The organism is Oryzomicrobium sp., assembly GCF_021287045.1.
GTDB lineage: Bacteria > Pseudomonadota > Gammaproteobacteria > Burkholderiales > Rhodocyclaceae > Oryzomicrobium.
This window is the reverse complement of sequence record NZ_JAJTBG010000005.1, coordinates 19,717-41,619: the sequence shown is the minus strand read 5'-3', so window position 1 is coordinate 41,619 and position 21,903 is coordinate 19,717. Positions and strand designations below refer to the sequence as shown.

The window sequence follows — 21,903 nt, the reverse complement described above, 5'->3', positions numbered from 1 at the left end:
AAGTTGATGAGCGTCGGGAATATGTTTCCCGACGCATGGATAACTTCAAATCGCGAAATGTTTGGCGGCAGGGCTTGTGACGCCCTGTCGCTGCCCCTGGTCTTAGAGCAGCTGTGACCCTCCGTTGCTGAGATTGGCAGATGACAGGAAGGCCTGAGGTGATTTCCCGAATTGAGTATTGGCGATCGCCATGTCGGAGGCGGCGATATTGATACTGCTTAGGCTACCTGGCATCCCGTAATACGTGAGATCGTTCCCCATTGCTGAATTCTCACTGTTTGCAAGATGGCTCGTTAGCTGAGCATCGGCGAGTTGCCAAGCCGTTAGCGAAGTATTTCCGCCCGTGGTTGAGCTAAAAGCAAATGCCTGGGGTTCGAGTTTATTGGGATCGCTTCCTCGATTGAGCGAGTTGGCAGGCGCCGTAGGGGCAGAATCATTTGCTGGAGCTACGATCGTCTCCCCAAGCTTGATCCCGTCACGGTCATAACTGGCAAACCAATAGTCGCCGCCTCCGACCGACTCCGCCACTATGCTGCTGCCGTCATCAAATTCCAGGCGACCAAGAGGGGAGCCGGCAGAGTCGAGATAATTCTGGAGCCGGATCTGGGTTGTTTCCCCAATATGGAAAAGGACATCCCTCCCCGCCACATCGATACCTACATTTTTGGCGCCGATGCCATTACTTTGGCCGGTAATGTGAATAACATCGCTGCCAATTCCTTGATTGCCGTATTTTGTAGATTCATCGATGACAGTCGTGGTGTCGGCTATATCGATTACGAACGTATCGATACCACTGCCGGCGACGAGCGTATCCATTCCTATGCCCGCTACCAGAGTCGTATCACCGCTTCCGGCGATCAGAAGATCGCAGCCGTTTCCGGCAATAAGGGTATCTTGGCCTGCACCACCGTAAAGTGTGTCATACCGGCCACTGCCGATTAGGATATCGTTGCCGCTGCCGGCGTAGATACGATTGTCGAGATTGGTACCGGTTAGAGTTTCATCGCCAGAAGAACCATAAATATCGAACCCTCTCGAAATCAATTGTGAGTAGGTCAATACGGTGCCGTCGGCAAAAGAAAATTTTTGTACGCTTGCGAATTGATCCGCATGGGTAGGGTCGAAGCCATCGAGGTGGATCATGTCCCCTTGGTCACCAATGCGTAGCAGGCAAGAACCGACACCGAGACTGATCATGTCCGGCGTAATGTCGGCACCGAACTGTAGCGTGCCGCCACCTTGATCCACAATATGTATTTCGCCACTACCGGCGATGTAGACATAAGTGTCGCTGTGTGAACCGCCAATCAGTGTATCGTTCGATCCCGCCAGCAACATCGAGGGAAGTCCTGGAATACCATTAACCACTTGGTTTCCAGCACCGCCATCGACAACATTCAGCATTCGGTTAATTGTTTGCGTATCCCAATACGTTCCATCAGCAAACTTGATGATGGCCGGTGCCGTGCACCACTGCTCATCAAACCAATTAGGAATACGAAGTGTGTCGGAACCCTCATGTTCTCCAATGACAAGGTCGTGGCCATCCAATTGCACGGCCAGGGCAGATGAAGCCAAATTGGCTCCTATACTGATACCAGTGATGCTAGGAAGATTGAAAGTGTTTATCGCTTTGGTGCCTGAGCCCCGCTCAAAGTGGAAGAATTGAGGGTCGAAATCGGGGGGCGGAGGAGCAAGGGAAACAAGATCGGTTAGGGAACATTTCGTACCGTCGGAAAATACGTAACTCTGAATGCCACTACCGAGTGGATCGGTAAAGTTTGGCATCAAGATGCGAACGCCCTGGTCGTTCCCCCAGGATATATCAAGCGTTATACGGGATATGCCATCTATCGGTGAATTGATGGATCCCCATGAAAATTTCAAATTGGCGAGGGTTATCCCTTCTCCAAAGCTGACCGTTGGAGAAACGAGCACGCCTGTATCCAGATAGGGTTGCAAGGCCTCAAAGCTCTCACCGCTCAAGGTGATGGTCGGTAGATGTGCGTTTTCATAGTAGGAGCTTGGGGTGAGTTCCTGGCCCGGTATCTGGATCAGGAATGGCAACGGGTCAATGGTCGTTATCGTCATGAGCCCGGATTCGAATATCGCTTGTAAGTCAATCCATGGCCATCGCTGATGGTAGGCTGCGCAGCCTTCGGCGAATGAGTCGAAATATTCACTGAACGTCTCGATCTCATAGAAATGTATCTGGCCGGCGTGCTCATAGGCTTCCTGCCACTGATCGATTCCATGGGCCTGGTAGATGGCATTCACCACTGCAAATGAATTGCCAGCAGTCCCGATGAGGATGTCCATGCCGGTGTTGGCTGCCGACACCTGAATAGTATCTCCGGCTCCGGCAATGACTGTATCGTGGCCGTCCCCGACGATCATCGTCGTACCATTCTCAAGATATTGATCGCCAATTCCCGCAATCAGTGTTCCGCCACCGGAAAGGTGGGCATTGCCGATGCCGCCGTAGGCAAATCCGGCGTTATAAATTGTATTATTGCCGATGCCGCCGATAACAGCACTGTAGGAGTTGGCTGATACGACGTGATCACCATTCGTCAGGTCCAACTCGTTAAGGTTATAAGTTTGAGTGTCGTGGTAAAACCAGGTCTGTAGTGCTTTGGGCAGGCTTACGTATAAATCGGAGCCCGGCGGGGGGGTTTCCGTCAGACCGGTGACAGTAGCATGATAAGCAGCATAGCTGATCTCATTGACTGTGATGAGGCCCAAGAATAAGGGCTGGCCATTAACTATGGTGTAAGGACTGATGTCTATGCATGTCTGCGAAGTGGTGGACGATCCAAGAGCGTGTGGTTGTCCCCAGCTTAGTTGCATCCAGGCAATTGAATTCGTTGAGTTGTTCTCGATGGGTGGTAAGTCAATATAAGTTGAGTCACCAATAAGGCTCTGGTGCTGCTCAATATTTGCCTTGGTGTCGACAATCGACAAGGTGTAATTCCCATCGATTGTGGCTGCTGGATAAACATAGGATGCGTTCAGCACGAAATATTGGGAATATGTCGTACTACTTGATGACACCACAGAAGAATTGGCTGTCAGACTTTCAAGAGTCGTAGTGACTCGATCGGTTGCTATTGTTTCGTTGTATGCTATTGGAACATTTGGCGCTTTATAGAGCGAGCCATTAGCCAGCTGGGTAAACCCCTGGCCTTCCAGCATTCCAATAATTCCCATCCGCATCGACGTGAAGAAATCAAGCTTGCGGTTTGTCAGCCAGCTGTTTTCGCCGAGAGCTTGGACCAAATCGTCAGGAGTTGTTGCGACCCCTTGGGCGTCGACGATCTGCCAGCTTGCCGATGTGCCGGCGTAATACCCTTGCAAGCGCATTGAACTGGGTGTCGAGCGAATCGTCAGGATCAGGTCGTTTCCGTCTCGCTGTGTACTAAGATCGCCCAGGCCGACGCCGAAGCCGAGCCGCACGACGGCGCCTGCCGCCGAATTGTCGACGACGGTAGTGGCGCCCGTCCCTGCCTCCAGAACGAAGGTGTCCTTGCCTGTGCCGCCGACAAGGGTCGTGTTTCCGGTGCCGCCGATCAGGGTATCGTTCCCGGAGTTCGCATAGATCGTTCCACCGGTTGCATTTCCCCGAGCCGTAAGCGCGTTGCTGCCGGTCAGCACCAACTGTTCGACGTGGTCGGGCAGGACATAATCGACCGACGACAGGACGGTGTCGAAGCCGTTCCCCTCCTGTTCCAACACGACGTCGGCCGAGTTGTTCACGATGAAGGTATCGTTCCCGGCACCTCCGACCAGCGTGGCCTTGCCGCTGCCGGCAACCAGCGTGTCGTTGGCGCCATTGGAAACGATGAGATTGTCGAGGCCGTTGCCGGTCAGTCGAATAGCCTGGCTGCCAGTACCGCGCAGTTGCTGGACATTCTCGGGCGCCACGTAATCGACACTCGTATCCACCGTGTTGACGCCACCCGCCTTGGCGCGCACGACATCGGCCGCCTTGCTCACGATAAACACGTCATTGCCGCTGTTGCCGATCAGCGTGGCATTGCCAGCCCCCGCGACCAACGTGTCATGGCCGGTGTTGCCGATTACAGTACCGCCGAGAGCATTGCCGGTGAGCACGAGGGCGTCGGTACCGGTGCCGACCAGCATTTCGACGTTATCCGGCGTGACGTAAGAGACCGAGGTTTTGACGTTATTGTGGCCGCCGGCTTTGGCGATGATGACGTCGGTGGTGTCGTTGATGAAGAAGGTATCGTTGCCGTTTCCGCCCGTAAGGGTCGTGTTGGCACCGAAGGCCACCAGCGTGTCGTTGTCGCTTCCCGCCACCAGGTTGCCGCCACCAGCGGCGTTCAATATCAAGCTCCCCTGCGCTCCCCGCCTGGGGCCCGACCCCGTGTTCGCGGCCTGCATGAGATCCTTGAGCGACAGTACCGAACCGTCGGCAAAGGCGAACCGGTCGATGGCGGCGATCAACCCATCGACGATCCAGATCGTTCCACCGGTCGCGAGGTCGATTTCGAGCACTGGATGCCCATCGTCGGACAGCGCGGCAATGAGGTTGATGTCATCCAGCGTGATGCCGCCGCCAAACTGCAGCGTGTCACCGGCCTTCGCCACCTTGATCACCGTCTCGCCAGCACCAGGATCGACCTGATAGGTCATCTGCCCGGTTCCGCCGATCAGGGTCGTTGCACCTTCACCGGCCACCAGCAATGCATCTCCGCTGCCGCCCTGCAAGGTAGCCTCGCCGGTTCCGCCATAAAGGGTATCGTTGCCGGAGCCGGCAATCAGGAGATCCCTGCCTGCCCCGGCATACATCACTTCCGTACCGGAACCGCCGGTCAGCGTGGTTTCCCCGTCGCCGGCGATCAGCGTGTCCGAACCACTGCCACCGGTCACCTGCAGGACTCCCGATCCACCGTACACCGTACTCGTTCCCGAGCCGACCAAAATCTGTGTCGGCCGCTCGGCCGTACCGCCGTTGCCGCTATGGATTTCCTGGGTGCCGTTGCCGCCGTAGATCACGTCGACGCCTGTACCGCCGTAGATGAAATCGACGCCATCGCCACCGTGGATAGTGGTGTCGCCGTCGCCCGCAACCATAGTGTCGCGTCCGGAGCCACCCTTTCCGGTACCGCTATTGCTGAACAGCTCGCAGTGTCCGGAACCTCCTTCGATGTATTCGTTGCCGCTGCCGCCGTAGATGGTGCTGTTGCCGGAGCCGGCAATCAGGGTGTCGTTGCCGCCGGAGCCGAAAATGAGGCAATTGCCGCTTCCACCTTCGACGTAATTGTTGCCCGTCTCGGCCCTGTCCCAGTTGTCGCCATCGTCTCCCGCATAGATCGTGTCGTTGCCGCTGCCGCCGTAGATGGTGTTGTCGCCCTGGCCGCCGACGATCACATGGTTACCGGATTCCCCGTCGATGTAGTCGTTTCCGCCGCCGCCCCAGAGCACGCCGTTTCCGGAACTGCCAAAGATGGTGTCGTTGCCGCCGCCGCCATAAACCGAGGTATTTCCGGTGCCGGCATCCACATAGTTGTCGCCGTTGCTCGTTCTGATTAGGTTTGTGCCGCTGCCGCCGAAAATCGTATCGCGGCTGGTGCCGAATGGAGTGCCGTTTAACCAGTGGGTATATTGCTGTTGCGACCAGCCTTGGGGAACGACAAATGTGTTGGCCGGCCGCGCATTGATCCGATTGAGCGTCAGGATCGCCTCTTGGTTGAGCGTATTCCAGTCCGTGGCAGCGTCGACGACGTGCTCGCCGCCGAGCACGGTGCTGTTGCCTGGCCCGAGGATGACCAGGTTGTTCCCGCCGCCGGTCAGTACCAGGTCGTTGCCGTTGCCGCCGACCACGGTATTGGCCCCGTCGCCCATGGCGAAGAGATAGCCATACTGTCCGGTGGCCTGACCATGGCCGGCTCTTTCAAGAGCCTGCGCAAAAGTCTCGCGGGCATTGCCATAGAGGGCATTGTTTCCGCTGCCGGCGATGATGGCCCCCGTTCCCCCCTGGCCTTCCACCGTGTCATTGCCGCCTTGGGTGGCGCGAACGAGGTTGGTGCCGCCGCCGGCCTGGATGAGATCGTTGCCGCTGCTGCCGTACAGCGTATCGTTCCGTCCGGGCGCAGGGCTGGCGGGATCGACCACGAGGTTCCCGAACTCGTCCATGTGGTACTGCGGGTTGGTATCGGAACCATAGTTGATCGGCTGCAAGTCCCCGACGATCGTGTGGTCGGGACGCCCCCCCGAGGGCAAGCCATTCGCCTGGAAGTCGACGGTGAACACATTGCTGCTGGCCGGTACCGCGGCGCCCGGATCGACAATGGTGGCGGTAAGCTGGGCCGAGGCAGCGGCCGAGCGATCGCCCGTATTGACCAGCGCAACCGTGACGCCGTCTTTGCCGGCCGGAATGGTCAACGTGATCGGCCCATTGCCGAAGGGAATATAGTCGGCCCCGGTGTTGATGCCGAAAATGGACGCAAAGCCCGCCGCACTGTCGCTCAGGGCGAGAACGATCTGCCGGGCCTTGTCGCTGACGGCGGAAGCCACGACGGTAAAGGTCTGTAGCGTCCCCGTTGCGGATGCCGATACGTTGGCAGGCGTGTCGTTACTCGTTGAAAACGCATCGGTGGCACGGCATGTGCCCGGTTCGATGGCCAGCTTCGTGGAACCCAGCCGAATACCGGCATATCCCGTGTCGCTTTGCGCCGCCGACAAATCGAAACCATCGATTTCCAACGTATTCGTGCCCAGGGTGCCGCCGGATACCATCAGCGTTCCGACCCCATTCCTTGCGCCGGGTTGAAAGCGATACAGGGTGCCCTCGCTGTCCTGCCATATGTTGGTGCTGATGTGGATCAGTGTCGCCACATCGGGTGCCAACGGCTTTTCGCCCACACAGATCGTTCCCTTGGGGCTGATGTCCCGCAGGACCTGCTGGCCCTTGAGGTCGCCCTGGGTGGCGATGACGTATTTTTCCTGCCCGCTACCACCCGAAATCGTGTCCTGCCACCCGTCCGGCGTGAGCTTCCGGGTTTCGGTCTTGTGCGCCGCGGGGTCGTCCTTGCTCCAGTATTCGGTGACCTCGAGCTTGTCCTTGGCGTTGAGGATCGTCTTGGTACGGGACACTTCGTTGTGAGAAGCGTCGTATTCGACAATCGAGAAGCCGTCCCCGGGACGGTTCACGTTGCACGTCATCTCCTTGCGCAAATTGTCGTACTGGACGATGACATCGCCCGGGTTGCCGGTCGTGTCCCCTGCCTGGACATACTTGATGTAGTAATCGCCCGTCGATGTCGCCAGCCTGACAAAGCCGTTGCCGACTTCGGTGATGTTGCTTGCCGACACCGCGCCAATGGCGGACAGCTGGTTGCGCACAAGGGTCGGCATCTGTGCCAGCAGTTCTTGCCCGGGCAGTCGCAGGAACCGCCCGTTGGTATCGAGGCCGACGTTCAGTGCCGCATCGCGCAGCGTGCCCATCATGTGATCGAGCGCTTCGAAGGTCAGGCTGGCCAGCGACACCAGAGCCCCGGCATTGCCGGCGAGAATCGACAGCCCCAATGCAAGCTTCATTTGCATGGGGATTTCCACCCCGGGCAGCATGTCCGGCGCCTGGCCGGACATCGTGCTCAAATACTTGCCGCGGCCGAAGGTCGGGTAGAAGAAAGTCGCGATGTCGTTGGGGGTGCGGACGTCGTAGACGTGGTGGTTTCCGCCAATCCAGGCATCGTATTTGGCCTGGAAGTCGCTCTCGCTGGCGAAAAAGGGTTTGGGTGTGGTGGCGCCGGTCGTCCGGTCGGTGACCACGTTGCCGAGCGCGGTGCCGTTGATCGTGTCGTTGGCGATCGGGAGACTGTTATAGACGTAGGCATCCAGGCCGTTGCGCAATGCGAACGATTGGGCCATGCCGCCGCCCAGGCTGTGACCGGCGGTGATGAAGGTCCAGTCAGCATAAGGCGATTTGACGGGCATGCCATTCTTGTCGAGGACGGGCGTTCCGTCCGGGTTGAGGATGGGCTTCTTGCCACTCAGGAGGTCGTAGGCTTCCTGCGCTTTGGGCCAGATCTTGGCGAATTCGGCAGCGCCGGCGTCGAGCAGGTCGGATTGCCAGTTACTGCCGGCGTCTGAACCTTTGAATGAAATGACGACCTGATGCTCTTTTTCGTTGACGAATACGACGAACTGGTTTTCAAGTTTATTATTGCTACCAAATTGCTGATTCCAAGTATCAGTTAGTCCTAATGAACCTTCAGCACTCTCACCCAGGGAGTCCCATCCAGCTGGGATCGGTAATGCTTGTTTATTAGCAGCTTCTGGATACGACTGGTAAGCTAACGCCATTCCTGAAGATTCATTGATTGCTGTTGATTTTGGCATATTTATCCCCTGGAATTTATTTGGCTTTATTGATAGCAGCGACGCTGGCGGTTGATCTCATCAATTTTTTGCTCGCATACCGATTCTTGGTCTCGCCAATATGCTTCTTGCTTAGGGTCTTTAGGGATTCCTCCCTTCCCGTCTCGATAAATAATACGGATTTTCGTAGCAATAGAAGCTTCTCTTTCTCTACATTGATCAAGACCGATTAGAGGTTCGGTGACTGAACATGATTTTTCTGCTGCTTCTTTCAGCAATTCAAGACCATGAAAAGGGTCACGTTCTACTTCAGGAAGTCCAATATTAGGGAAGCATGCAGTTGTCCACAAAATTCCGGTTGCACCACATATCAGCATGTTACCTAGGGCAACTTTTGCATCGTTTGATCCCCTGGCTATCGCTTCTTCATACATCCGCTTAACAGTCTGGGCATCACCCGTGGGGTCGTTTCTATCGTTTCTATGTTCAAATGCGTGTACGAAGGCCATGTAATACAGACCTTTTGGGTCCCCGCGATCGGCCATTGCCTTGTACCGAGCGACTGATTGACCGTAGATTGATGCCAGTCGCCGGGATTCACGGGCATCGTCGATACGGTCAGCGGTGCCGATGACGCCGCCGACGAGGGAGTTGCAGGCGGTGAATAGCAGGAGTACCAGCGCCAGACCGCCGAGGCGAATGTGGGACATCATGCGGGTACCTGATTCCAAACTACGTTTCTTCGAGTGATTTGGATATGCGAGCGCCATTCCATTGTCTTCATTGATTGAGTTGGCCATGATGTAGTCTCTGCACTGAGTTATTGGCAATCAGTTGCAGCCGCGCTGACGATTGATTTCATCAATCTTGGGTTTGCAGGTTGCTTCCCGGCTACGCCAATATGCTTCTTGCTCAGGGTTTTTTGGAATGCCGCCATCCCCATCTCGATAAATGAGTTTGATCATGTTTGGAATCGACGCCTCCCGTTCTCGACACAGGCCGTAGGCCATCAAGGGTTCGGTGAAGGAGCAGGATTTCTCTGCGGCCTCCTTGAGGAGGGCTAGGCCGCGCTTGGGATCACGGGCTGATTTAGGCAGCCCGCCCAGGCATCCCCCGGTCCACAGGCTGCCTGTGTCGCCGCAGACCAACATATTCCCGAGCATTGCCTTGGCGTCATTCGATCCCTTGGCCACCGCTTCTTCATACATTTGCTTAACGGCATAGGCATCGCCTCCTCTATCGCTCCGATGCTTGGCCGCATGTACGAATGCCATGTAATAGAGGCCTTTGGGATCACCACTATCGGCCATTGCCTTGTAACGGGCCTGGGAGTCCTCGGAGATGCTGCTCATGCGCTGGGATTCGCGGGCATCGTCGATACGATCAGCGGTGCCGACGATGCCGCCGACGAGAGCGTTACAGGCGGTGAATAGCAGGAGTGCCAGCGCCAGGCCACCAAGGCGAATGTGGGATATCACGCGGGAGGGTGGCTGCAAGTTACGTTTCATCGAGCGATTTGGACGTACGAGTGCCATGCCGTTGTTTTCATTGATCGGGTTGGCCATGATGTAGTCCCCTGGGTTGAATTATTGGCAATCAGTTGCAGCCGCGCTGGCGATTGGTTTCATCGATCTTGGGTTGGCAGGTTGCTTCCCGGCTACGCCAATATGCTTCTTGTTCGGAATCCTTAGGAATTCCACCTTTTCCTTCTCGATAAATAAGCTTAATAAGTCTCGCGATTGAGGTTTCTCGTTCTCGACATTGGCCGTAGGCCATTAGAGGAGTAGTTACAGAGCATGATTTTTCAGCCGCTTCTTTTAGTAAAATAAGTCCTCGTTTGGGGTTGCGATCTACTTCCGGTAAGGACCCAGAGCAAACTCCACCCCAAAGTATTCCCGTCGAGCCACAGACAAGCATATTTCCTAAACTAACTTTTGCATCATTCGAACCTTTTGCTACCGCTTCTTCATACATTTTTTTAACGGTATAGGCATCGCCTCCACGGTCATTCATATGCTTGGCGGCATGCACGAATGCCATGTAATAGAGGCCTTTGGGATCGCCGCGATCGGCCATTGCCTTGTAGCGGGCTTGGGATTCCTCGGAGATGCTGCTCATGCGTTGGGATTCGCGGGCATCGTCGATACGGTCAGCGGTGCCGATGACGCCGCCGACGAGGGAGTTGCAGGCGGTGAATAGCAGGAGTACCAGCGCCAGACCGCCGAGGCGAATGTGGGACATCATGCGGGTACCTGATTCCAAACTACGTTTCTTCGAGTGATTTGGATATGCGAGCGCCATTCCATTGTCTTCATTGATTGAGTTGGCCATGATGTAGTCTCTGCACTGAGTTATTGGCAATCAGTTGCAGCCGCGCTGACGATTGATTTCATCAATCTTGGGTTTGCAGGTTGCTTCCCGGCTACGCCAATATGCTTCTTGCTCAGGGTTTTTTGGAATGCCGCCATCCCCATCTCGATAAATGAGTTTGATCATGTTTGGAATCGACGCCTCCCGTTCTCGACACAGGCCGTAGGCCATCAAGGGTTCGGTGAAGGAGCAGGATTTCTCTGCGGCCTCCTTGAGGAGGGCTAGGCCGCGCTTGGGATCACGGGCTGATTTAGGCAGCCCGCCCAGGCATCCCCCGGTCCACAGGCTGCCTGTGTCGCCGCAGACCAACATATTCCCGAGCATTGCCTTGGCGTCATTCGATCCCTTGGCCACCGCTTCTTCGTACATTTGCTTAACGGTATAGGCATCGCTCCCTGGATCATCCATATGCTTGGCGGCATGTACAAAGGCCATGTAATAGAGGCCTCTGGGATCGCCGCGATCAGCCATTGCCTTGTAACGGGCCTGGGACTCCTCAGAGATGCTGCTCATGCGTTGGGATTCGCGGGCATCGTCGATACGGTCAGCGGTGCCGATGACGCCGCCGACGAGGGCGTTGCAGGCGGTGAGAATCAGGAGGCAGAGTCCCATGCAACCATGGCGCACATGGAATTTTCGGCCTGTGCGCAGAAGCAGGCCTTGTTTCATGGGGTGGTTACCTTCACATGAATGAAACGGATGGGTTCTCGGCGGTGCGGGAGGCCGGATCACCCCGGTGACCGTTTTTGGTGTTCGGCATTGTGGGAGGACGGGTTGCCGATGTGTATGAGGCGGTCGACCTGCAACGCTTTTGGCATGGCATGGGTGATGAACAGCATCGTCACCTTGCCCTTCAGTTGATTGATCGTCGTGGCGAAATGCTCTGCCGTCTGCGCGTCGAGGCTGCTGGTCGCTTCGTCGAAGATCAGCACCTTGGGCTGCTTCAGCAGTGCCCGGGCAATGGCAAGCCGTTGTTTCTGTCCGCCTGAAAGGCCCGCGCCCCGTTCGCCGATTTCGGTCTGGTAACCCTGCGGCAGGCGTTCGATCACCTCATGAATTTCTGCCATGCGGCATACCTTGGTGATCTGCTCGAAGGTCGCATGCGGGTTGGCCATCAGGAGGTTGTCGTAGAGCGTGCCCGAGAAGAGCACCGTCTCCTGCGGCACGACGCCGAAGGTGTGGCGCAGTTCGTTGGCCGAGAGGTGCCGGATGTCGTGCCTATCGAGCTTGATCGTGCCGCTGGAGGGTGCGTAGAAACCTTGTAGCAGCTTGCTGAGCGTGCTCTTCCCCGACCCCGAGGGCCCCATGATGGCCACGATCTCTCCGGGGGTTACCGCCATGTGGAAACCCTGGTAGAGGAAAGGCAGGTCTTCGCCGTAGCGAAAGCTGAGATCTTCTATCTCGATTTTTCCTTGTCCTTCACGCAGGCGGTTGGGAAGGACCGAATAGGGTTCGGTGGGGGCGTTCATGATGTCGCCCAGGCGCTGTACGGATAGATTGGCCTGCTGAAACTGTTGCCATAGCCCGACGAGCCGCAGCATCGGTTGAGATACCCGGCTGGCGAACATCTGGAAGGCGATGAGCATGCCAATGGTGAAGTCGCTGCCGTTCATCACCGTGTAGGCGCCGACCACGAGGATGAGCAACGTCATCAATTGCTCGATGCCATTTGCGGCCACGTTGTAAGTGTTGGCGATCTGCTTCATGCGGAAGCCTGAGCGCAGGTAATCCGCGAGGTAGTCGCTGTAGCGCGACTTGAGCTGGGGCTCCATTTGCAGACTCTTGACCGTTTCCAGGCCGGAAACGTATTCAGTCACGAAAGCTTGGTTGCGGGCGCCGAGCAGGAACTGTTCGTTCAGCCGGGCGCGGAAGACCGGCGCCATGACGAGGCTGAGGCCGACGATGCAGCCGATCAATGCCAGAGCCATGAAGGTGAGGCCGACGCTGTAGTAGAACATGATCCCGACGAAGAGCAGCAGGAAGGGAAGGTCGAGGATCAGTGTCACAGCCGCACTCGCCACGAACTCTCGGATCGTCTCGACGCCATGCAGCCGGGCGGCGATGACGCCGGTAGGCCGATGCTCGAAATAGCGTGGCGGAAGCTTGAACAGGTGGTCGAAGACCGCTGCGCCCAGCACGGCGTCGACCCGGTTGCCGGTGTGCAGCACCAGGTATTGCCGCACCCAGGTAAGCAACGACGAGAAGATCATGAATACGGCCAGGCCGATGCCGATCACGAGCAGGGTGCTTTCAGTGCGATGGACCACTACCTTGTCGATGATGACCTGGGTAAAGAGCGGCGTACCCAGCGCCAGCAGTTGGATGACCAGCGAGGCGATGAGCACGTCGCGCCAGACATGCCTATGCTTGAGGAGTTCGGGAATGAACCAGCGAAAGCCGAATTTTCCTGTGTCGATTGCCGCACCATCCGGATCCCGGACTGGTGCCGACGCCAATGCCAGTTGGAAGGCAATGCCAGTGTAGTGCTCGGCGAATTGGGTTGGCGTAAGCGTCTGCGGGCTATTGGTGCCGGCAGCGAAGAATGTGATTTTGTCGGCGCCGGCTTGTATGACGATGGCTGGCCGACATGTCGGCGGCGGTGCTTCGGACTGTGCTTCGATTTCAGGGGTGAGGGACGAGGTATGGCTGGCGGAGGTCGTGGCGGCGGGAGGTGTGGTGTTTTCCCGTAGGATCACCAGGCAGGGCAGCGTGAGCTGCCCAAGGGCCTCGGCAGCGATTTTCTGGCGTCGAATGCGGAATCCGATTGCCCGGGCGGCGTGAATTAATGTGCCGGCGCCGTATGGCGGCGGAAATTGGCTCAGCAGCAGTTCGGGGTCGAAAGGCTTGCGGTTGAGTGCGCAGAAGCTGCCCATTGCCCAGACCAGGTCTTGGGCGGAAAAGGCATAACTCTCCTCGCCAGGAGCGGAGGAGGAGGTTGCTTGGGGCCGCCTGGAGGTGACGAGTTCAAGAAAGCGGCGAGGCATCGCGCCCTCCGTGTGAGAGGCGGTGCGGCCATGTTGTCAGTATAAAAATCGAGCCTGGTTCTGCGGGAATGCCTGTATCCCCATCAGAAATTAAGCAGTCCCTTGGTTGTTCGGAACGCGTAGTCCCCATTGTTTTTTTTCTTTATTGTTGTGCAGCTGTTGCTAGCAAAGTTACTGAAGGTAGAATTCCATCGAGATAACCATTGTGGATAATCTGGGCTGACCTTTTGCTGACGGATGGCGAGAAAGGGATGCCCTGTTTCACGGCCATGAAGTTTCTTTTCGTTCACCAGAATTTCCCTGGACAGTATCTGCATTTAGCAAGGCACTTGGCAGCAAATCCAGCGCATCAGGTGGTGTGCCTTACACAAAGGCACGATGCGGACTTGCCTGGAGTGAAGAAGTTTGTCTATCGACCGGCACGACAACCACAAAAAGGAACACACCACTATCTTCGCGATGCTGAACTTGGGGTGTTGAATGCACAGGCGGTTGCACGTGTAGCCTTGGACTTGCGGTCGTCCGGTTTTACGCCGGATGTCATGCTTGGCCACAATGGCTGGGGAGAAATCTGGTATTTGAAGGATGTCTTTCCTCGCTCACCTCTGATTGGGTATTTCGAATTCTTCTACCAGGCAGAGGGGGCTGACGTCGGTTTTGCACCGGGTGAGGAACTGATATTCGATACCCTGCCCCGGATTCGCACTAAAAACTTTGGGAATTTGTTGGGCTTGGAGGCGGCTGACTGGGGTCAATGTCCGACGTGGTGGCAGAAGTCGACTTATCCGTCGCGATATCACGGGAAACTGCAGACGGTGCACGAGGGAATTAATACGGATCTCGTGCGTCCTGACACCCGTGCGCGCGTGCGCTTGCCGTCGCTTGAGCTTTCTCCAAGCGACGAGGTGATAACCTACGTTGCCAGAAATCTAGAGCCGTACAGGGGGTTCCCCAGCTTCATGCGCAGCCTCCCGAGGGTTCTCGATGCTCGGCCAGGGGCGCGAGTGCTAATTGTTGGAGGGGATGATGTTAGCTATGGAACGCGCCTGCAAAATGGGCAAACATACCAGCAGCAATTGCTCGACGAATTGGGCGATTCTCTAGACTTGTCCCGGGTGCATTTTTTGGGAAAAGTGCCGTATTCGATGTTTCTCACCATCTTGCAGATTTCGAGCGTGCACGTATATCTGACCTATCCTTTTGTTCTTTCTTGGTCGATGCTTGAGGCGATGTCTGCTGGTTGTCTTGTGATTGGTTCACGCACGGCGCCGGTTCAGGAGGTTATTCGCGATGGAGAGAATGGGTGGCTGGTGGATATGTTCAATCCAGAGGAAATTTCTTTAAAAATCATTGAGGCCCTAGCAGAACCACAAGATGTAATTCAACTTCGCAAGAATGCACGGCAGACGATTGTCGATCGTTACGATTTGAATCGAGTGTGTTTGCCGGCACAAATGGAGTTCTTGCAGGGTGTTGTTTAGAGTGCGCGATTGTGAATCTACTGCCATATATAGAGGGTTGTTGGCGTAATCCGCGGTAGATAGGAATTGATGGTGCCGCTTCGGTGCCCTGAAAAAAATACGCCCCGCAAGGTGCGGGGCGGAGACAGGGAAAGTGTGCAACCACCTTCTTTGGATTTCGGCCCAGGCCGATTTATCAGGCTATTGCGTGGCCTTCCTCGGCGAGGCGGTCGAGCAGGCCGAGCAGGTCGCGGCTGGAGGCTTCCAGCTTGCTCATCTGCTGCACCACCTTGTCGTCGTCGCTGGCGGCCAGGGCGGCCACGGCCTGGCTGGCGCCCTGGTGGATCGCCTGTTGCGGGGCGGCCAGGGCGTTGAAGGCAGCCAAGTGACCGAAGCGCTCGCGCCCTTCGCCGGTCAGCCAGCGGCCCAGGCGGCAATCCTCGGCGGTGCTCAGGGTCTGGGCGTTTTCGTCGGCCAGGGCATGGTAGGCCTCCTGCTTGAACACCACCCGGTCCACCTTCATCAGCGAGATGAGGGCCCGGTTTTCCACGCCGGCGACCCGGTCGATCACCTCGGCGGAAGTTTCCGCCACCCGGGCGAAGCGCTGGCGGAAGTCTTCCACCGCCGTACGCACCGTCTCGGCCACCGATCCGGCGCTGCCGGCCTCGCTGTGCATGGCCTCGATGCGCGCCGACAAGGTGCCGAGCACCTTTTGCACGTCATCCACCGTGGTCTTGCTGCGGCTGGCCAGCTTGGTCACTTCGTCGGCAACCACGGCGAAGCCGCGGCCGGCCTCGCCGGCCCGGGCCGCCTCGATGGCGGCGTTGAGGGCCAGCAGGTTGGTCTGCTCGGCAATGGCGGCGATGCCCGCCAAGGCCCGCTCGATGCCCTGCCATTCGTGGCGCAGGGCGTCGGCGGCGTCGCCGACGGTGGATACCGTGGTGGCGATGGTGTCCAGATGCCCCCCCAGGTTTTCGCTCATCGTCAGGCTGGTGCGGGCCGAGTCGGCGTTTTCCCGGGCGATGTCGCTCACCGCGCCGACGGCGTCGGTGATGCGTTGCAGGTCGGTCTGGGTGGAGACCAGGTTGGCGCGCAGGTTGTCGGTGTTGAGGGTGTGCAGCTTCGACGACAGGCGGTTCTGGCGCACGTAGCGGTCGTTCTCGCCCATGGCCTGGACGGCCTTGGCCACGTTATCGAGGGAGGTGGAGAACACCCCCGGCATGCCGCTGGAGATGGGCCGGCGGCTGTAGTCGCCGCCGCTGACGCGGCGGAAGCTGGTGTTGATCTCCTTGAAGTAGGTCTCCACCAGGTCGAGGAAGTCGTTCAGTTCCCAGGCCACCAGGCCGATTTCACCCAGGCCCCGGGTTTCCGTGGCGCGGTGGTGCAGTTCGCCCTGGCGGGCGTGGGCCAGCTGCTCGCGGATCACCATCAGCACCTGGAAGGGGCGGCGTGCGGCGCGGATGGCCACGGCGGTGATGGTCAGGGCCGCCACCGGGATGGCGGCGAGGGCGATCACGCAATCCGGCACCAGGTAGGCGGCCACCACGGCTGCGATCACCAGGGCGTTGAGGAAGACCAGCAGCAGCTTGAGCTGGGTGCTGAGGAAGGGGATGTTCTGGCGGCTGGCGCTCATTTGCCGCCCTCCAGGCCATAGCCGGCGATGTCGAGGACGAAGCGCTCGTAGCTGACGCCCTGCTTGGCCAACTCAGCGGACAGCCATTCCACCGACTTGTCCGGGCCGGCCTGCTTGCCGGCTTCCTGTTCGATGGCGCGCATGCGGGCGTAAACCGGCTCGATGGCGACCCGGGCTTCCTGGCGCAGGTGGCGGCGCACCGAGAAGTAGCCCTGGAGCTTGCCGCTGGCGTCGTAGTCCGGCGTGACGTTGGCGAACACCCAGTAGAAGCCGCCGCTGGCGGTGCAGTTCTTCACCGCGGCGAAGAATTCGTTGCCGCCGGCCAGGGTCTTCCACATCAGGCGGAAGGCGCCCCGGGGCATGTCCGGGTGGCGGATGATGTTGTGCGGGCGGCCGAGCAGGGCCGATTCCGGTGCGCCGACGATGCGCATGAAGGTGCGGTTGGCGTAGGTGATGCGGCCCTGGGGGTCGGTCTTGGTGATGATGACGTCGTCGGGCCGGACCGGGGTTTCCGGGCCGCCGCTGAAGGGAAAGGACACCATGGCGGGAGAGCGGGGTTCTGGTTAATTTTTTATTACTACGACTTTCAGCATAACGCCGACGGCCGGGTGCTGCCTGACCTGGATCAAGGGTGGTGTGCGCCGCCCCGCCGCCGGGGCGGCCGCGCCCTTGAATGCAGCGCCTCAGCCGGCCTTGGGCAGGCGGCCCATCAGGTAGAACTCGTCGTTGGGCCGCATGCTGGTCATGTTGGCCAGCCGGTTGCTCATGGCGAAGAAGGCGGCGATGGCGCCGATGTCCCAGATGTCCTCGTCGCCAAAGCCGTGCGCGCGCAGGGCGGCGAGGTCGGCGTCGTCCACCTCCTGGGCGCGCAGGGCCACCTTCAGGGCGTAGTCGAGCATGGCGCGCTGGCGCGGGGTGATGTCGGCCTTGCGGTAGTTGATCGCCACCTGGTCGGCGATCTGCGGGTTCTTGGCGCGGATGCGCAGGATGGCACCGTGGGCCACCACGCAGTACTGGCACTGGTTGGCGCCGGAGGTGGCGACGACGATCATCTCGCGCTCAGCCTTGGTCAGGCCGCCGTCTTTTTCCATCAGGGCGTCGTGGTAGGCGAAGAAGGCGCGGAATTCGTCGGGCCGGCGGCTCAGGGTGAGGAAGACGTTAGGTACGAACCCGGCCTTCTCCTGCACGGCCAGGAGCTTGACGCGGATGTCCTCGGGCAGGTCGGCCAGGTCGGGGATGCTGAAGCGGCTGATGGGGGCGGTCATGGGCAATGTCTCCGTATTGTTGTGCTGATTATCGCGCAAACGCGACGCCGCCCAGGGGGCGGCGCCGGATGGTGCGTCCGGCCTTTTCGGGCCGGGGTCAATCGGGGGTCAGCCGCGGCTGCTACACATGGTGGTCGCCTCGCCCTCGATCACGGGCTTGCCGGCCACGGTGCAGACGGTTTGCAGCACGCAGCGCTTCTTGGCCACGTCCACTTCCTTGACCGTGACCGTGGCGGTGACCGTGTCGCCGGGGCGCACCGGGGCCTTGAACTTGAGGGTCTGGCCCAGGTAGATGGTACCGGGTCCGGGCAGCTTGTTGGCGAGCACTGCGGAGATGAAGCCGGCCGAGAGCATGCCGTGGGCGATGCGCCCGCCGAACATGGTGGTCTTGGCGAATTCCTCGTTGAGGTGCACCGGGTTGGTGTCCATGGACACTCCGGAGAACAGGATCAGGTCCGCCTCGGTGACGGTTTTGGCCAGGCTCGCGCTCATGCCGGGTTGCAGGTCTTCGATGTCGTAGCCGTTTTGGGCGTTCATGCGATGGTTTCCCTGAATTGAGCGGTAAAAGGTCAGAATTACGCAGTGACAGCCGACGCTGTCCTGGTCGATCATAACCCCGAACCCCATGACGTTTGTGTTGCACCGCCATATGGATGGCCTTACTTCCTCTTTCCTCCACGGAGAAACGCACCATGACCCTGCTTGAAGATGAATCCGGCGCCGAGTTCGACAGCCTGTTGCCCCGGGTGGGCTTCACCCGGCGCGACTTCCTGGTCGGCAGCATCGTTGCCGGGTTCGCCCTGGCCACCCAGCCGGTGATGGCCCAGACCGCCATCGACACCCCGGCCGACGGCCTGGTCACCGGCATCGAGCCCCTTGTCGGCGCCGACCGCCAGGCGGTGCCGGCCTACTACGCCCGGCCCGAGGGCAAGGGGCCCTTCCCGGTGGTGCTGGTGGCCTCCGAGATCTTCGGCGTGCACCACTACATCCAGGACGTGTGCCGGCGCCTGGCCCGCCAGGGCTACTTCGCCATCGCCCCGGACCTGTTCGTGCGCCAGGGCGACCCCACCAAGATCAGCAACGTGCAGCTGATCCTCGACAGCATCGTCGCCAAGGTGCCGGACGCCCAGGTGCTGGGCGACCTGGACGCAGCGGTGAAGTTCGCCACCACCCATGGCGGCGACGCCAAGCGCCTGTACATGACCGGCTTCTGCTGGGGCGGTCGCGTCACCTGGCTTTACGCCGCCCACAACCCCAAGCTGCGCGCGGCGGTGGCCTGGTACGGCAAGCTGGAAGGGGCGCCCAGCGCCCTCAACCCCAAGCAGCCGGTGGATCTGGCGCCGAACCTCACCGTACCGGTGCTGGGCCTCTACGGCGGCAAGGACCAGGGCATTCCCCTGGACGACGTGGAAGACATGAAGGGGCTGCTGAAGAAGGGGAGCAGCGGCTCGGAGATCATCGTCTTCCCCGAGGCGGGCCACGCCTTCCATGCCGACTACCGGCCCAGCTACCGCCAGGCCGAAGCCGAGGAGGGCTGGAAGCGCCTGCTCGACTGGTTCGCCCGCCACGGCAGCGGCCGGGGCTGATCCGGCACGGCAAGCCAGGGGCTGCCTTGGGGCGGGCCGGCAATGCAAAACGGGGGCCGCGGCCCCCGTTTTTTATCCGCGCCGCCCGCGTCGGCGCAGCCCCGTCAGGCGATGCCGGTGCAGACGTACTTCACTTCCAGGTACTCCTCCAGGCCGTAGTGGGCGCCCTCCCGGCCCAGGCCGGACTGCTTGACGCCGCCGAAGGGAGCCACCTCGTTGGAGATGAGGCCGGTGTTCACGCCCACCATGCCGTACTCCAGGGCTTCGGCCACCCGGTGGCAGCGGCCCACGTCGCGGCTGTAGAAGTAGGCGGCCAGGCCGTACTCGGTATCGTTGGCCAGGCGCACCGCCTCGTCCTCGCTAGTGAAGCGGAACAGGGGGGCCACCGGGCCGAAGATTTCTTCCCGGGCCAGGCGCATCGCCGGGGTCACGTCGGCCAGCACCGTGGGTTGGAAGAAATGGCCGTCCCGGGCCCATTCGTCGGCGACCCGACTGCCGCCGGCAACCACCCGGGCGCCTTTGGCCCGGGCGTCGGCCACCAACTCCTCGACCTTGGCCAGGCCGGCGGCGTCGATCAGGGGCCCCTGCTGCACCCCCGCCTCGGCGCCGTCGCCCACTTTGAGGGCGCCGGCCTTGGCTGCCAGGGCGGCGGCGAAGCGTTCGTAGATGGCGTCCTGGACCAGCACCCGGTTGGCGCAGACGCAGGTCTGGCCGGCGTTGCGGTACTTGGCCACCATCAGGCCCTCCACCGCCGCATCCACGTCGGCGTCGTCGAAGACGATGAAGGGGGCGTTGCCGCCCAGTTCCAGGGACAGCTTCTTCAGGGTCGGGGCGCTCTGGGCCATGAGCAGGCGGCCCACGGCGGTGGAGCCGGTGAACGACAGCTTGCGCACCACCGGGCTGGCGGTCAGCTCGGCGCCGATGGCCGGAGCGTCGGCGCCGTCGCCGGTGACCACGTTGAACACCCCGGCGGGCAGGCCGGCCCGGCCGGCCAGTTCGGCCAGGGCCAGGGCGGTGAGGGGCGTCTGTTCCGCCGGCTTGACCACCACCGGGCAGCCGGCGGCCAGGGCCGGGGCCACTTTGCGGGTGATCATGGCCGCCGGGAAATTCCACGGCGTGATCGCCGCGCACACCCCCACCGGCTGCTTGATCACCGCCAGGCGCTTGTCCGGGGCGGTGCTGGGGATGGTCTCGCCGTAGGCGCGCTTGCCTTCCTCGGCGAACCATTCGACGAAGGAGGCGGCGTAGGCCACCTCGCCCCGGGCCTCGGCCAGGGGCTTGCCGCCCTCGGCGGTGATTAGCCGGGCCAGATCCTCGGCGTGGGCGTTCATCAGCTCGAACCAGCGGCGCAGCACCTGGCCCCGCTCCTTGGCGGTGCGGGCGCGCCAGGCCGGCCAGGCCACCTCGGCGGCGGCGATGGCGCGGCGGGTTTCGGCCGCGCCGCACCGGGGAATACGGGCCAGGACCGTGCCGTTGGCCGGGTTGGCCACCGGGTATGTGGCGGCGCTGTCGGCCCCGATCCACTGGCCGTCCACGTAGGCGAGCTGCTTGAACAGGTGGTTGTCCTGCAGCGTGAGATTTTCGCTCATGACTTGATTTTTCCGTTGGGTAGGCGCGATTATTAACAAATCACTTTAAGATGACTGCTCCCGACCATGGCTCTCGACCCCGTCTGTCGCGCTTTTCGGGCCGTCTGGCGCCTGTCCGCCCTGCTGGCGGCGCTGGGCCTGGCGGCCTGCGGCACGCCCGGCCCCCGGCCGGTGGAGGCTTCCCGCTCCACTATAGCGCACCCCTCCCGGGAGGTTTCGCCCCTGGCCCAGGAGGTGGTGTTCTACGCCCTGGGCCTGCTCGACACCGGTTATCGTTTCGGCGGCAAGAACCCGGAGGCGGGGCTCGATTGCAGCGGCATGGTCAGCTACATCTACGACCGGGCCGCCGGCCTGCGCCTGATGGGCTCCGCCGCCGACCTGGCCCAGCGGGGCCGTCCGGTGGGCGGTTCCGACCTACGTCCGGGGGATCTGGTGTTCTTCAACACCCTCAACCGGCCCTATTCCCACGTGGGCATCTACATCGGCGACAACCGCTTCGTCCACGCGCCCAACTCCCGTGGCAAAATCCGGGTGGACCGCCTGGACGCGCGCTACTACGCCGAGCGTTTCGAAGCCGCCCGCACCATGTTCGACTGAGCGTGCCCGGGCGGGCGGCCGTCGCCATAAAAAACGGGCAGAGGGATGAAGCGGTGCTCGCACCGTCCAC

Annotated in this window: 14 protein-coding genes; 3 read left to right on the top strand and 11 right to left on the bottom strand. The window is 60.0% G+C overall.

Annotation, left to right across the window (positions count from 1 at the left end; all coding sequences use genetic code 11):
- Positions 1–102: 102 nt before the first annotated feature.
- The 6 genes from LWW89_RS06665 to LWW89_RS06640 form a co-directional block, all read right to left on the bottom strand.
- The gene (locus LWW89_RS06665) at positions 103–8,334 is read right to left on the bottom strand and encodes a calcium-binding protein (protein WP_293263036.1); all 8,232 of its coding nucleotides are present in this window, start codon (positions 8,332–8,334) and stop codon (positions 103–105) included.
- A 62-nt stretch (positions 8,335–8,396) separates the two neighbouring features.
- Positions 8,397–9,149, bottom strand: coding sequence for a hypothetical protein (locus LWW89_RS06660; RefSeq protein ID WP_293263034.1), 753 nt, complete (start codon positions 9,147–9,149; stop codon positions 8,397–8,399).
- A 30-nt stretch (positions 9,150–9,179) separates the two neighbouring features.
- Positions 9,180–9,914 (bottom strand): hypothetical protein, encoded by a 735-nt coding sequence (locus LWW89_RS06655; RefSeq protein ID WP_293263032.1) that lies wholly within the window; start codon positions 9,912–9,914, stop codon positions 9,180–9,182.
- A gap of 31 nt (positions 9,915–9,945) precedes the next feature.
- Positions 9,946–10,680: a hypothetical protein gene (locus LWW89_RS06650; RefSeq protein WP_293263030.1), complete on the bottom strand. Its 735-nt coding sequence runs from the start codon at positions 10,678–10,680 to the stop codon at positions 9,946–9,948.
- A 30-nt stretch (positions 10,681–10,710) separates the two neighbouring features.
- The gene (locus LWW89_RS06645) at positions 10,711–11,388 is read right to left on the bottom strand and encodes a hypothetical protein (protein ID WP_293263028.1); all 678 of its coding nucleotides are present in this window, start codon (positions 11,386–11,388) and stop codon (positions 10,711–10,713) included.
- A gap of 59 nt (positions 11,389–11,447) precedes the next feature.
- Positions 11,448–13,703, bottom strand: coding sequence for a peptidase domain-containing ABC transporter (locus LWW89_RS06640; protein ID WP_293263026.1), 2,256 nt, complete (start codon positions 13,701–13,703; stop codon positions 11,448–11,450).
- Positions 13,704–13,954: 251 nt separating this feature from the next.
- Here LWW89_RS06640 and LWW89_RS06635 point away from each other — a divergent pair, with 251 nt between their 5' ends.
- The gene (locus tag LWW89_RS06635; RefSeq protein WP_293263024.1) at positions 13,955–15,184 is read left to right on the top strand and encodes a glycosyltransferase family 4 protein; all 1,230 of its coding nucleotides are present in this window, start codon (positions 13,955–13,957) and stop codon (positions 15,182–15,184) included.
- 175 nt (positions 15,185–15,359) lie between these two features.
- Here LWW89_RS06635 and LWW89_RS06630 read toward each other — a convergent pair whose 3' ends face one another.
- The 4 genes from LWW89_RS06630 to LWW89_RS06615 all read right to left on the bottom strand — a co-directional run bounded on the left by LWW89_RS06630 (position 15,360) and on the right by LWW89_RS06615 (position 18,598).
- On the bottom strand, positions 15,360–16,796 hold the full coding sequence (locus tag LWW89_RS06630; RefSeq protein WP_293263022.1) for a methyl-accepting chemotaxis protein: 1,437 nt from the start codon (positions 16,794–16,796) through the stop codon (positions 15,360–15,362).
- Positions 16,793–17,338, bottom strand: coding sequence for a PAS domain-containing protein (locus LWW89_RS06625; protein ID WP_293263020.1), 546 nt, complete (start codon positions 17,336–17,338; stop codon positions 16,793–16,795). Before LWW89_RS06625 ends, LWW89_RS06630 begins: the two co-directional genes overlap by 4 nt.
- A 141-nt stretch (positions 17,339–17,479) precedes the next feature.
- Positions 17,480–18,061, bottom strand: coding sequence for a peroxidase-related enzyme (locus LWW89_RS06620; protein WP_293263018.1), 582 nt, complete (start codon positions 18,059–18,061; stop codon positions 17,480–17,482).
- Positions 18,062–18,169: 108 nt separating this feature from the next.
- Entirely contained in the window at positions 18,170–18,598 is a 429-nt protein-coding gene (locus tag LWW89_RS06615; protein ID WP_293263016.1) for a MaoC family dehydratase, read from the bottom strand.
- Positions 18,599–18,753: 155 nt separating this feature from the next.
- Here LWW89_RS06615 and LWW89_RS06610 point away from each other — a divergent pair, with 155 nt between their 5' ends.
- Positions 18,754–19,647, top strand: a complete 894-nt coding sequence (locus tag LWW89_RS06610) for a dienelactone hydrolase family protein (RefSeq protein ID WP_293263014.1) — start codon at positions 18,754–18,756, stop codon at positions 19,645–19,647.
- A gap of 104 nt (positions 19,648–19,751) precedes the next feature.
- Here LWW89_RS06610 and LWW89_RS06605 read toward each other — a convergent pair whose 3' ends face one another.
- Complete coding sequence (locus LWW89_RS06605; RefSeq protein WP_293263012.1) at positions 19,752–21,236, bottom strand: NAD-dependent succinate-semialdehyde dehydrogenase; 1,485 nt, start codon at positions 21,234–21,236, stop codon at positions 19,752–19,754.
- A gap of 66 nt (positions 21,237–21,302) precedes the next feature.
- Between LWW89_RS06605 and LWW89_RS06600 the strand changes: the two genes are divergently transcribed.
- Positions 21,303–21,833, top strand: coding sequence for a C40 family peptidase (locus LWW89_RS06600; RefSeq protein ID WP_293263010.1), 531 nt, complete (start codon positions 21,303–21,305; stop codon positions 21,831–21,833).
- Positions 21,834–21,903: the final 70 nt, after the last annotated feature.